Here is a 12785-nt window from a genome sequence, read left to right as displayed (position 1 = left end):
CAATGCGCGGATTTGGCTTGACGAATCCGGCAACCGCCGTCCACAACGCCGCGCGCGCCGAAGCGCGCGCTTCAACGCTCACGACAAACGCTGCGTCTGTGACGGCAATTCGCCAAACAGCCCACGATACGCTCGCGCGAAATAACCGAGATGCGTGAAGCCCCAACGCGCGGCCGCCTCGCCAACGCATAGTTCGTCAGCGCCGGTCATGCGCAGCAGCCGATGCACCGCGTTCAGACGGATCGTGCGCAAATAAGTAACGGGTGTCACGCCGGCAACCCGCTGAAAGCTCGTCTGCAGCGTGCGCCGGCTGCAACGCAATGCGCGGCACAGCTCGAGCACCGTTACCGGCTGTTCGGGCCGCTGCCGTAAATAGCGCTCGCTGCGCCGGACGATATCGCTATAGGTTGCATGCGTGATATCGCGTCGCGCTTCGTGGGCCGCGTCGGCGAGCGCATCGAGAAACACGCCGAGCAATGCGTCGCGAAATATCTTGCGGGCGGCATCGTACCCGAGCCATTCGGGGTTGCGCTGCGCGTCGTCGATATACGACGACAACCGCGCACCGAGCGCGATACCCCGTTCGTGCGCGAGACGCGTCACGTGCCGCGGCATCCGGCCTTCGCGCGTGCCGAACTCGACTTCGCATAGCTCGCCGATCATATCGGGCTTCGCGCTGATGCCCACGAGCCGCATTCCCTCTGGCGTATGGAATTCGAAGTCCTCGCCGGGATGCAGCGCAAGAAGCGCATAGCCGTCGACATGCTGCCGCTGGAACGTGCCTGCCAGCGGCGCGAGTACCGGCATCGCCAGCGAAGTCCGTCCGCGCGGCGATACGCCGGTTTGCGCGACGCGCCGGTTGGTCGTCTCGCGGAAAAAATGGAAATCGTCGCACAAGACCTGCGTGACCGTACCCTTGAAGCGGCCGGGCGTCATCTGCCGATAAATCTGATGCCAGCCGGCAATGGCCAGCCCGTGATCGTGGACGTCTTCGAGCGAATGCGACTGAAACAACATGAGTGCCTCCAGACAATTCCGATACGGCAAGCCAGGCGTCGCATCACGGGCTATGCGCGCGGCGGCGCGGCATCCCGACGGCATCCGTGCATGACGTGCGCCACAGTATGTCAGATCGAGCGGCCGTTCATCGGGCCCGCCCGTTGTGCAGCGCATCCTCGACGGGCACCGGCCTGAACGGATGCTTGCGCTGCACGACGACCGTCCAGAACAGTGCATACAGCGCGGTGAGTCCGAGCATCGCGCCGAACGGAATGTAGGTGTCGCGACCGCTCATCCCCGGCGGGGCGATGTACACGATCGCAAGCACGATGCCGATGCTCGAGACGATCTGCGGCAGCGGAAACCACAGCGACCGGTACGGTCTCGGCAGATCCGGCCGGCGAATCCTCAGCAGCACGACCGACAGCGTGACGAGCAGGTACGCGGTGCCCCATGCGCAAGTCGCGGCGAGCACGAGATGCAGGATGCTGCCGGGACTGCCCTGGATCAGCCACGCATGCGCGATCGGCACGACTGCCGCCACGACGATCCCGACAACGGGTGTCTTGAAGCGCGGATGCAGATAGGCGAAGCACTTGGGCAACGCGCCGTCGAGCGCCATCCCGTACAGGATGCGCGGCAGCCCCGCCATCAACGTATTGATCGTCGCCGCGCCGGCGCACAGGAATGCAATACCTAACCAGATGCGCCCGAGCGGGCCGAGCACCTGCAGCGCGAATGCCGGAATCGCGCCAGGCGTATCGAGCAGATGCGTGAAGCCGTCGGCGCTCAGTGCAACATTCGGCACCTGTCGCTTGATCGCCGCGCCGTAGACGAACATGCAGGCCGCGACGCCCACGAGCCCGAGCGCCGTCGCGCGCGAAATCGTCTTGCCCGGCGCCGTCATTTCCGGCGCAAGCGGCGTGACGAATTCGCAGCCGACGAACATGAACATGGCCATCCCGACGAGCGACAGCACGGCCGGCGCCGACACGCCCAGCGACGACGGCCCGAACCAGCCGTCGAGATGCACGACGGGCGCGGCAACGAGCCCCAGCACGCCGAAGATCATCAGCGACAGCCACATACCGGCCGTCAGCACGATCTCGAGCTTGCTGAACACCTGAATGCCGACGATGTTGGTGATCGCGAACACCGTTACGAGACCCACGCCGACGAGCCACGCGCCATTGTGCCGCTCGGATGCCGCGTTCGGCGATTCGAAGTTGACGAGCGCCATCACGCCGCTGAGGATCGTCTCCGCGGTGCCGGCAAACACGTGAACGATGAAATATGCGGAGATCGTACCGGTGATCGCCCAGAAGCGGCCGAGCCCGCATGACAGATAGGCATATACCGAGCCGGCTGTCGGCAGCATCGCCGCCGCCTCGGAGAAGGGCGTCGCTTGCGCCTGCATCATCACGAACGCGATCGCGATCGCGAACGCGAGTACCCAACCGCCGGCGCCGAAGCCGGACGTCGCGGTCAGAATCACGGGACTCGCCATGATGAGACCGACGGCGCTCGCAAGCGCTGTCGGAAAACCGACTGAGCCGGCCGCCGGCTTGGGCTGCGCTGCCGGTTTCGCGGCGGGCACGGTCGGTGTGTCCAAACCGTCTGACCAATCCGACATCCGCGCCTCCTGATTGATGATTGCGTCGATGTCGAGAAAATACGAAGACCAAAATTCCCGGATATAGCGCAAATTGGCAAAACGCTCGCAGCCGTGCCAACGAGGCTCCGAGCGTACACATACGCCCTTCGCGCACGCTCAGCCCGCGTTAAATGGCGTCGCATCGAATCCGGCCGCCAGCCCCGCGACGATCTGCTCGATCTGCTCGCGCTGAATCACGAGCGGCGGCGACAGGATGATCTTCGTGCCGACCGGCCGCACGAGCACGCCGTTTTCGCGCGCGACCTCGGCAACCGAGTTCGCGTAGCCCGACGCAGGATCGATCGGCACGCGCGTCATCTTGTCTGCGACGAGATCGAGCGCGACCATCAGCCCCTTGCCTCGCACCTCGCCCACCGCTTCGAAGCGCTCGGCGAACGGCTGCAGCGCTTCGAGCAGATGCGCGCCCTGGCGCGCCGCGTTCGCGGGCAAATCCTCGCGCAGCACGATATCGAGACTCGCCAACGCCGCCGCGCACGCGACCGGATGCCCTGAATAAGTGTAACCGTGCATGATCGCGCCGCTGAAATCCGCATTTGCCGCGAACGCGTCCTCGATGCGTGCGTTGACCGCGGTTGCGCCGAGCGGCACGTAGCCGGACGAGATGCCCTTCGCAAGACACATGATGTCCGGCTTCACGCCCCATCCGCGGCTGCCGAACAGGCTGCCGCTGCGGCCGAAACCCGTCACGACTTCGTCGGCGATCAGCAACACGCCGTGACGGTCGCAAACTTCGCGCACGAGCGGCCAGTAGTTCGCGGGTGGCACGATCACGCCGCCCGCGCCCTGGATCGGCTCGGCAATGAACGCGGCAACCGTGTCCGGGCTCTGGAACACGATCTCGCGCTCGAGCAGCTCCGCGCAGATCCGGCCCAGCGCTTCGGGGTCCTGGGTAAACGGATTGCGATAGAGCCACGGCGTCTCGACATGAAAACAGCCGGGCAGATTGGGCTCGTAATTACGCCGGAACACCGTGTTGCCGTTCACCGACGCGCCGCCGAAATGCGTGCCGTGATAGCCCTGCTTCAACGAGATGAACTTCGTGCGATCCGCCTGCCCCTGGACTTTCCAGTACTGGCGCGCGATCTTGAGCGCGGTCTCGACGCAATCCGAGCCGCCCGAGCTGTACAGCACGCGGCGCATGCCCTCGGGCTCCATCATGTCGATCAGCCGTTTCGACAATTCCTCGGCGCGCGGATGCGTGATGCCGTCGAACAACTGAAAGTATTCGAGTTCGTCGAGCTGGCGCACGATTGCCTGCTTGACCTCGGCGCGGTTGTGGCCGACGTTGACGTTCCATAACCCGGCGACGCCGTCGACGAGCTGACGCCCGCGATCGTCGTACACGTAGCAGCCGTCGCCACGCACGATGCGGATCGGCTCGCGGCGCGTCATGTCGTTCGGATGCAGCATCGGGTGCCAGAAACGGGAATCGTTGCAGGTCATTGGATTGCTCCGGAAAAACATACTGCCAGCGCATTCAATGCGCGATACAGACAGATTTGGTTTCGGTGAAGCCTTCGATCGCGTATTGGCCGAATTCGCGGCCGACGCCGGATTGCTTGTAGCCGCCGAACGGCATCGCCGGATCGAGCGGCACGTGGCAGTTGACCCAGACCGTGCCCGCCTCGATGCGCGGCACGAGATCCATCACTGCCTTCAGATCGTTGCTCCACAAGCTCGCGGCAAGCCCGTAAGGCGACGCGTTCGCAAGCCGCACCGCTTGCGCGGGATCGTCGAACGGCAACACCACGACGACCGGGCCGAACACTTCGTCACGCACGATCGCGCTATCGTGCTTCGCGTCGGCGATCACCGCCGGACGCACGAAATAGCCGGGCCGATCGTCGGCCGGATCGCCGCCCGCGAGAAACGTGACGCCATCACGACGGGCCTGCTCCAGATGCGCGAGAACCTGGTCGCGATGCCGGGCGGACACGAGCGGATTGATCTGTGCGGCCGGATCGAGCCCTGGGCCGAGCCGCATCGACGCGGCGGCTCCGGCCAGGCCGTCGGCGAGCTGGCGAAACCGGCTGCGATGCACATAGATTCGGGACGCGGCCGCGCACACCTGCCCCTGATTGAAGAACGCGCCGGCCGCGACGCCCGCGAGCGCTTGCGCGACATCCACGTCCTCCAGCATGACGACCGGATTCTTGCCGCCCAGCTCGAGCGAGAACCGCGTCATGTTCTGCACCGCAGCCGCGCCGACGAGCTTGCCCGTCGGCGTCGAGCCGGTAAACGAGATCTTGCCGATCGACGGATGGCCCGCGAGCGCTGCGCCGCATTCGCGGCCTCCGGTGACGACGTTGAACACGCCCGCCGGCACGCCCGCTTCGCGCGCCAGCTCGGCAAGCCGCAGCGCGGTGAGCGGCGTTTCCGGCGAAGGCTTCAGCACCACCGTGCAGCCCGCCGCGAGCGCCGGCACAAGCTTCCAGACAGCAATCATCAACGGGAAATTCCACGGCACGATCGCGGCGACGACGCCGACCGGCTCCTTGCGCGTGTACGCGGTATAGCGCACGCCAGGCGGAAACGGGATCGACACGTCGAACGTTTGGCCGGTGACCTTGGTCGCCCAGCCCGCCATATAGCGGACATACTCGATCGTCGCGCCGACCTCGACGCCGCGCGACACGAGAATCGATTTGCCTTGATTCAGCGTCTCGAGCTGCGCGAGTTCTTCCGCGTGCGCTTCGAGCACGTCGGCCAGCCGCAGCAGGATGCGCTCCCGGTCCGCAGGCCGTAGCCCGCTCCAGACACGCGCGTCGAACGCGCGCTTCGCGCTGGCGACGGCGGCGTCGACGTCGCGCGCGTCGGCGTCGGGCACGCGAGCGAGGCGCTCGCCCGTCGACGGATCATGGACGTCGAGCAGCCGGGGCGAATGTGCGGCGTGCATCGCGCCGTCGATGAAGAGGCCGAATTCGCGCCCGGTGAAGGCGCGTACCGCGTCGCTCACGGCGACGATGTTCGTCTGGGTCATAGGCGTCTCACAACTGGAATGGGCACCTCGCGGCAGCGATCGTGCGGCCGGTTCGCGCCACTGTAGCCGCGCCTGTTTGCAATCGGTTAGCGCAAATTGGCAGGCCGGCGGCCCGCAGCCGGGAATTCAAGCAGCGCCTGCCCATGCCCGCGGCAGATCGACGCGGCGCATGAGCAAGCCGCGCGGCCGGCCGTCAAAGAAACAGCGCGCCGACGAGTTCGGTCCGGTTCGACACGCCGAGCTTGCGGAACATGCGCAGCAAATGCGTCTTGACAGTTGTCTGACCAAGCGCCAGATCGCGCGCGATCTCCTTGTTCGAACGGCCTGCGCGCACGAGACGCGCGATCTGCTCCTCACGATGCGTGAGTCTCGTATCGGATACGATCCTGCGAATTCCGCGCACGGCCCGCAACGGCGGCACGAGCGCCGCCTCGGCGAGCGGCTGGAGCGCATGCAGCGCCGCGATTTCGCTGGCTGAATAGCGCCCGCCGCTCGCAAAACGCAACAGCGAAAACGCGGCGCGCGGCGCGCCGCCGTCGCGCAACAGCACTTCGACGACATCGGCGACGCGATACCGGTGCAAGAAACCCGTCCAGTAAGCCGATGCGGCGCGCCGCTCGTCCGGCAGCTGCGATGCAAGCGTGACGACCGCACCCGGCTGCGCCGCGCAGCGCAACGGATGCAGAGGATCGAGCGGCCGATAGCGATTCACGTAAGCGCGATGCATCGCGGCCGTCATTCCGAACAGCTCGAAATCGACAGGCTCGCCGCTCGTGTCGATCCGGTAGAACACCGTCGCGCTCGGCCGTGCGAGCGTTTGCAGGGCGGTTACGCAGGCGTGCAACGCGCGTGCATACGACGCGCAGTCGGCATCGATACCGTGACGGGCCGGAACTGGATTCATCTCGAAGCACCTCGGGCACAGACGAATGTGCGCCGGCACAGCTTAAGCACGCGATCGCCGCGGCGATGAGCGCAAATCGGCAAATCGCGCGCGCGTCCATTCAGCCGAACGGTCGATGCCGGACGCCAAGCCCGCGCCGTACACTCGTTCGTGAACCGGAAACCATCGCCATATGCCAGGAGAGCCTCGAATGGAAAATACTTCGCCGCGCACTGTCGTCGTGACGGGAGCCGGGACCGGAATCGGCGCCGCATGCGCATTGCGCTTCGCTGCGCAACGCGAGCGCGTCGCGTTGATCGGCCGCCGGCGAGCGCCGCTCGACACGATCGCGGCGCAAACCGGCGGCCTCGCGCTGGCCGGCGATGCAGCAGACGCGCGCGCGTGGACCAGCCACATCGAACACATTCACGCCCGCTTCGGTCCGATCGACACGTTGGTCGCGTGCGCGGGCGGGCACGGGCTCGGCCGCGCCGGCGAAACCGGCGACGCGGCATGGCGCGACGCGCTCGCGGCCAATCTGGACACCGCATTCGTCAGCGCACGCGCATGCTTGCCGGATTTGATCGCGCGGCGCGGTTCGATCGTGTTCGTTGCGTCGATTGCATCGCTTGCGGCCGGCGCGGACGTATGCGGCTACACCACCGCGAAACATGCGCTGATCGGGCTGATGCGCTCGCTTGCACGCGATTACGGGCCGGCCGGCGTTCGCGTGAACGCCGTATGCCCCGGCTGGGTCCGCACGCCGATGGCCGACGCCGAAATGGCGCCGCTGATGCGGCGTCACGGCGAAACGCTCGACGACGCATACCGGCGGGTCAGCGCCGGCGTCCCGCTGCGCCGCGCGGCCGATGCCGGCGAGATCGCGGCCGTGTGCGGCTTTCTCGCGTCCGACGATGCGTCGTTTATGACCGGGGCGGCGATCGTGGTCGATGGCGGCGCGACGATCGTCGATGTGCCCACGCTGGCGCTCGACGGATAAGGCCGCGCGCCGCGAATTCCGTGCGCAAGCAACAGCCGGTGCGTGGTGTTGGCGCTGCGGCGGGCCCAACAATCGCCCGCGACAATCGCACGGCACAGGCCGCGCAGGCTATACAGGCACCGCCCCCGTTTCAGGCAACGTCGCGCCGCCATCGACCACGATCGTCTGCCCGGTGATGTAACCCGCGCAATCCGATGCGAGAAACAGCATCGCGGCCGCGATGTCGTCGGGCTCGCCAAGACGGCCAAGCGGTATGCTCCGCGCAATGCGGGCGGCATGCGCCGCATCGCCGAGATTAGCCGCCGCCGGCGTGCGGATCATCCCAGGCTCGACGCCGTTGACGGTCACGTTCCGGCTTGCCAGCTCCAGCGCCGCCGCACGGATGAAACCGTTCACGCCGGCCTTCGACGCCGCGTAGTGCGCAAGCCCCGGATACGCGACTCGCGGCCCCGTCACCGAAGACGTCGCGAGCACGCGCCCCTGTCCGGCCCGCTCGAACGCGGGCAACGCAGCCTGCGTAAGCCAGAACAGCGCCGATAGATTGACGGCGAGCGTGCGTGCGAGGAGGTCGGGACCGATCGCGTCGAACGGCGTGAGCGGAAAATACGCCGCATTGTGCACGACCACGTCGAGCCGGCCGCTGTCGGCCTCGATCCGCTCGACGAGCCCGGTCAACTCGTCGCGCTGCGCCGCATCGGCGCGATAGGCGCGCACCGTTTGTCCGTCGGCGAGCCCGCGCAGCGCAAGCCCGCCGGCGCACGCGGTGGCCGCGTCGGCTTGAAGATCGGCGATCGCCACTGTCGCGCCCGCCGCCGCGAACGCGCCGGCAATCGCGGCGCCGATACCCTGTGCGCCGCCCGTGACCAGCACCACGCGACCGCGGAAATCCGCGACAAGCGGCCCGCGCAGCGGCGCCGCACGCGTCGAATCGGCACGGCCCGAATCGACGCGGCTCATCGCGTGAACGGATAAACGGTTTCGTTCAGCATCCGGACGTGCGCGCCGACCGGGAAATTCGACAACGCGCAGAAATCGCCGTCGCGGTAGCCGAAGATCTTGCCATCTGTTTTACCCCGGTCAAAATCGATCAGCACGACGCCGAGCGTCGGCACGATTTTTTCGCGCCAGACGAACAGATACAGCGCATCGGCAAGCTTGAAGTAGTGGCACCGGTCGACGTCCGCGAGACCGCGCTCGGTGCCTTCGATGCAATGCCACGCATAGAAACCGTCGTTCAGGTAAATATGCTCGTAGCACTCGGTCGGGCTGTAGCGGTACATCACTCGCTTGCCGATCAGCTCGCGCGTTGGCGCATGCAGCTCGCCGGAGGTAGGCGCTCCGTCGATCGTGCCGTGGCGGAACGTCACCGCGACGCCCGTCAGCGGTAGACCGCGCGCGACGCGGGAAAACGCGTCGATACGCACATCCGCTTCGCCAGGCAGCACGCCTTCGACCGATGTCCACACGCCGCGCGCCCAATCCAGCACGAGGCTGGTCGAGGTTGCGCGGCGGGCCGGATCGACATAATCGACGAGATAGACGCCGGAACGCAATTGCGTCGCGCGATATGCGAGCGCTCCGCCGTCGCCATGCTCGCCGGCACTGCCGCTGCGCGCGGCGTGCCAATGTTGCGCCCCAGGCCGCTCACGCCAGCGCAGCGTGCACGTATCGACGAAGACGTATTCACATGCCGCGCCGCCTTGCGTGGTGAGCGCAATGGTCCGTCCAGCCAGATCGCCGGCCGGCTCGAGAATATGACCATCGGGCGCGAAACCTTCCGCCAGCGCGCCCACCTGAATAAATACCGGGTCTGCTCCCATGCGTTTCTCCGATCGAGCGGCGCGCCGGCTGGCGCGGCCGCGAGACACGTAGCCATGGTGCCCGGACAGCGGGACGCGTGGTATCAACCGGAAGGATGAAGCCCATGGCGGCCGGGGCAAATCACGCTTTGGCCGCTGGCCAGCGCCTCGATGCGCTCGTGGACACGCGCGACGAGCCCGCTCGGCCGCTCGTTGAAGCCTATGCGCCGGATGACCGGACCTTCAATGACAAACGGCAGCAACTGCCGCGCAACGCCTTTGCCCAGTACCGGCCGAGCCGCCTACGGCAACAGTTCGGCTTAAGGCGCGCTTGCGTCGTCAAGCTGTTTGACGTCGCTCGCATCGAGCCGCAGGCGGATCGCCGCGCCAAGCGCCGTCAATTGATCGAGCGACGTCGCGCTCGCGATCGGCGCCGTGACACTCGGCCGCGCGATCTGCCACGCGAGCGCGACCGCCGTGGGCGTCGTATCGTGTTTGTCCGCCACCGCGACGAGCGCATCGACGATCCGCAAGCCGCGTGGATTCAAATATTTCTCGACGCGGCTGCCGCGCGCACGCTCCTTCAGATCGGCTTCGGACCGGTACTTGCCGGACAGAAATCCGCTCGCCAGCGCGAAATACGTGACGACGCCGAGCTTCAGCTCGGTCGCGGCCGGCTCGATGTCGCGCTCGTACTCCGCGCGATCGTACAGGTTGTATTCGGGCTGGATCACCTGATACGCAGGCAACCCGTCGCGCCGGCTGATTTCGGCCGCCTCGCGCAGCCGCGAGCCGCTGTAGTTGGACGCACCGATGATGCGCACCTTGCCCTGCTCGATCAGCGTTTGGTATGCGCCGAGCGTTTCTTCGAGCGGGGTATCGGCAAGGTCGCGGTGCGAGAAATAGAGATCGATGTAATCGGTCTGCAAGCGCCGCAGCGAATCGTCGACGGCCTTCAGGATATTGTCGCGCGACAACCCCGCGCGGCCTTCGAGCAGGCCGACCTTCGTCGCGATCACGAGCTGGTCGCGCTTACCCGTGCGCCTGAGCCACTTGCCGATGATCGTCTCCGATTCCCCGCCTTGATTGCCGGGCACCCAGGCCGAATAGACATCGGCGGTATCGATGAAGTTGATGCCGGTGTCGGCGAGCGCGTCGAGCAGCGAGAACGACTGATTTTCGTCGACGGTCCAGCCGAACACGTTACCGCCGAATACGACCGGCGATACCTGAATGGCCGAGGTGCCGAGTGAGCGTAATGCCATCTTTCTCTCCGTTTTGCGTTCCGAGGGGAGGACCGGCTCGGCGCGCACGCGGCACGCGGCGCCTCCTGAGCCGGGTTGTCAACGATCGTAGCGCGCGAGGCGCGCTGCGCAAACCGATTAAAGCTGATTTCCAAAGACCACATACTGACAAGGGATCGTCAACGGCAAACGGCCGATAGCGGCACTGACAACGCGACCACAGCCCGTGAGCGGAACATGAAGCCGCGCCACGGCAACGCAAGCGGCGGTAATGCGCGGTATCCGGCGGCGCCGCCGATGCGCTGAGCGGCGAATCGGCGGCCGATACAGCAGTCGGGCAGCCGCGGCGGGCGTGGCACCGAACCGCGATGCCACAAAAAACGAATCCGCCGCCGCAACGAAGCACCGCACGTTCACGCCAGCTCACCCGTGCGCGGCACGATCCATGCGCTCGACGGACATTTCGCGTTAATCGCCGCCCCGATCCCGCTTCAAACCCCGCCTTGCAATACCCGCTCAACCGCGGACACCGCCGCCGTGGAACCGGCATACAAGCTCGCGCTGTTCAACACATAGCCGCGCTCGCCGATCGTCAGCAGCAGTTGCGGCACTCCCGACACGCCGAGCTGCCGCATCGCATGCTGCGCACGCTCGACGCGTGCGGCCGTTGCGTCGGCAAGCGCCGCGTCGCTGTCGATGCGGCGCGCAAGCGCATCGGCGTCCACCGCCAGCCCGGCCTGCGCGGCGAGCTCCGCGGCCACGCGCGCCAGCACATCGGCACGCGCGGTATCGAAACCGTCGACATAGCGCGCGCGCTGAGCCGCTTCGAGCAGCGGCCGTTCGAGCCGCGCGTCGATTCCATGCATCGCGGTCAGCACCCGGTTCGCCGGCCCTGAATCGAAACGCACGCCGCCGCGCAGCAACACCTGCTCGCGATACGCGCTCGTAAAACGCTGGCCGGTCATCTGCTCGATACGCTGATCGTTGCGCCACGCGTATTCGCCCCATTCGGGCGTCAAATCGCGCGCACCTTCGTCAGCAAAGAGTCCGGAAGGCATTAGTTCGAGCTTATCCGGATAGGCTCTTGCAAGACCCGCGAGCGCGGGCGCGCTCGCATAGCACCAGCCGCATAGAGGATCGAAGAAATACTGAAGTGTGAAGCGGTCCATCGTTGTTTCATTGATGAGTCAAATAAAATACGAGTCTATTCGATCTAATCCCGATCAAATACAATAGACAAGTCGACAATTTGTTGCGTAGATTGATCGAATATGGATCGAATCACCGCATTGAAGGTGTTCGTCGAAACCGCCGAGCGCGGCAGCGTGTCAGCGGCCGCCCAGCATCTCGACATGTCGCGCGCGATGGCGTCGCGCTATGTCGCGTTCGTCGAACAATGGGCGGGTGCACGGCTGCTGCACCGGACCACGCGGCGTCTGTCGCTGACCACCGCCGGCGCGCGGATGCTGCCGCTCGCCCGCGATCTGCTTGGGCTCGCCGACGATGTCGAGTCGACCTTCGCCGAGCCCGGCGACGCGCCACGCGGCCTGCTGCGAATCACCACGAGCGCGCTATTCGCGCAGGCGCGGCTGACCGACGCGATTCTCGACTATCTCGCCCGCCATCCGGCCGTCTCGGTCGACCTGCAGGCGACGGATCGCACCGCCGATCTGATCGACGAGCGGATCGATCTCGCGATCCGCATTACGAATGAGGTCGACCCGAGCCTGATCGCGCGCCGGATCGGCACGTGCCGCTCGGTGATCTGCGCGTCACCGGGCTATCTGGCCGCGCACGGAACGCCCAAGCGGCCGCACGATCTGGCTCGGCACAATTGCCTGACTTACGCGTATTTCGGGCAGAGCCTATGGCACCTGACACGTGATGGAGAACCGTCGGCCGTGCCCGTGCAAGGCAATCTGAGCACCAACGATTCGCTCGTGCTGCTGCGCGCGGCCACCGCAAACGGCGGCATCGCGCTGCTGCCGACATACGCGGCGGCCGGATTGCTTCGCAGCGGCACGCTCGTGCGCGTGCTGCCCGATTGCGTGGCGCCCGACCTCGGCATTCACGCGGTTTACGCATCACGCAAGCAGATGTCTCTCGCGATGCGCACGCTGATCGATTTTCTTGCCGAGCGCTTCGGCGACACGCCGGATTGGGACAAGTAATGGCGGACAAGGCAAACAGCATGTAGACAACGGC

General features: G+C 66.2%; 12 protein-coding genes. 2 read left to right on the top strand and 10 right to left on the bottom strand.

The genetic code is table 11. The annotated features are described in order from the left end of the window. Positions 1-78: 78 nt before the first annotated feature. From WS68_RS23005 to WS68_RS22985, 5 genes are all read right to left on the bottom strand, one after another. Entirely contained in the window at positions 79-1017 is a 939-nt protein-coding gene (locus WS68_RS23005; protein ID WP_059572947.1) for a helix-turn-helix domain-containing protein, read from the bottom strand. A 127-nt stretch (positions 1018-1144) separates the two neighbouring features. After that, on the bottom strand, positions 1145-2632 hold the full coding sequence (locus WS68_RS23000; protein ID WP_059573143.1) for an APC family permease: 1488 nt from the start codon (positions 2630-2632) through the stop codon (positions 1145-1147). A gap of 138 nt (positions 2633-2770) precedes the next feature. After that, a complete protein-coding gene (locus tag WS68_RS22995) occupies positions 2771-4117 on the bottom strand; it encodes an aspartate aminotransferase family protein (RefSeq protein ID WP_059572946.1) in 1347 nt (448 codons plus the stop codon). Positions 4118-4151: 34 nt separating this feature from the next. Further along, positions 4152-5654, bottom strand: a complete 1503-nt coding sequence (locus WS68_RS22990; protein WP_059572945.1) for an aldehyde dehydrogenase family protein — start codon at positions 5652-5654, stop codon at positions 4152-4154. 193 nt (positions 5655-5847) lie between these two features. After that, entirely contained in the window at positions 5848-6558 is a 711-nt protein-coding gene (locus WS68_RS22985) for a helix-turn-helix transcriptional regulator (RefSeq protein ID WP_082710229.1), read from the bottom strand. Positions 6559-6748: 190 nt separating this feature from the next. On the opposite strand from WS68_RS22985, the gene WS68_RS22980 reads away from it, so the two are divergent. After that, positions 6749-7537: an SDR family NAD(P)-dependent oxidoreductase gene (locus WS68_RS22980; protein WP_059572944.1), complete on the top strand. Its 789-nt coding sequence runs from the start codon at positions 6749-6751 to the stop codon at positions 7535-7537. Between the two features lie 108 nt (positions 7538-7645). On the opposite strand, the gene WS68_RS22975 is transcribed toward WS68_RS22980, so the two are convergent. From WS68_RS22975 to WS68_RS22960, 5 genes are all read right to left on the bottom strand, one after another. Then, positions 7646-8494 (bottom strand): SDR family oxidoreductase, encoded by an 849-nt coding sequence (locus tag WS68_RS22975; protein WP_059572943.1) that lies wholly within the window; start codon positions 8492-8494, stop codon positions 7646-7648. Beyond that, positions 8491-9357, bottom strand: coding sequence for a molybdenum cofactor biosynthesis F family protein (locus WS68_RS22970; RefSeq protein ID WP_059572942.1), 867 nt, complete (start codon positions 9355-9357; stop codon positions 8491-8493). The genes WS68_RS22975 and WS68_RS22970 overlap by 4 nt, the downstream gene beginning before the upstream one ends. Positions 9358-9440: 83 nt before the next feature. Then, a complete protein-coding gene (locus tag WS68_RS27990) occupies positions 9441-9599 on the bottom strand; it encodes a hypothetical protein (protein WP_156429624.1) in 159 nt (52 codons plus the stop codon). 57 nt (positions 9600-9656) lie between these two features. Next, on the bottom strand, positions 9657-10601 hold the full coding sequence (locus WS68_RS22965) for an aldo/keto reductase (RefSeq protein WP_059572941.1): 945 nt from the start codon (positions 10599-10601) through the stop codon (positions 9657-9659). Between the two features lie 470 nt (positions 10602-11071). After that, complete coding sequence (locus tag WS68_RS22960) at positions 11072-11749, bottom strand: DsbA family protein (protein ID WP_059572940.1); 678 nt, start codon at positions 11747-11749, stop codon at positions 11072-11074. Positions 11750-11851: 102 nt separating this feature from the next. Here WS68_RS22960 and WS68_RS22955 point away from each other — a divergent pair, with 102 nt between their 5' ends. Next, on the top strand, positions 11852-12751 hold the full coding sequence (locus WS68_RS22955) for a LysR family transcriptional regulator (protein ID WP_059572939.1): 900 nt from the start codon (positions 11852-11854) through the stop codon (positions 12749-12751). Positions 12752-12785: the final 34 nt, after the last annotated feature.

The organism is Burkholderia sp. TSV86 (assembly GCF_001522865.1).
In the GTDB taxonomy this organism is placed as follows: Bacteria; Pseudomonadota; Gammaproteobacteria; order Burkholderiales; family Burkholderiaceae; genus Burkholderia.
Note: the sequence above shows the minus strand (reverse complement) of the source record. Positions and strands in the feature narration are given on the sequence as shown.